General features: G+C 70.6%; 1 protein-coding gene. It reads left to right on the top strand.

What is annotated here, in order from left to right:
- Positions 1-81 precede the first annotated feature (81 nt).
- The coding region (locus AC1DFM_RS34915; RefSeq protein WP_477081404.1) for a hypothetical protein at positions 82-378 on the top strand (297 nt) is incomplete at its 3' end.

Raw genomic sequence — 378 nt, 5'->3', positions numbered from 1 at the left:
GCCGAGATCTGCCACGTCCCCATGTTTCGCCTCCATCCGAAACGTTAGCGTCCCGGGTGCCGCACCCGGCACGGTGAGGGCGTGAAGACGTACCGCCAGCTGTTCGCCGTGCCCGAGTTCCGCGTCCTCTTCCTCGTCCAGTGCCTCAACATCGGGGCGTATGCCGTCGCGTCCCTCGCGCTCGGCACGATCACCTTCGCGGCCACCGGGTCGCCGGTCCTCACGGCGCTCGCGATGTTCGGCGCACCGCTGATGCGCATCGTGGGGCAGGCGCTCTTCGGCTCGGGCTCCGACCTCGTGCGCCCCCGGACGGCCCTGGTGCTCGTCGCGTCGACGACGCTCGTCACGGACCTGCTCCAGGCGATCCCGGGACTGGCG

The organism is Chitinophaga sp. 05T412, from assembly GCF_056396465.1.
Note: the sequence above shows the minus strand (reverse complement) of the source record. Positions and strands in the feature narration are given on the sequence as shown.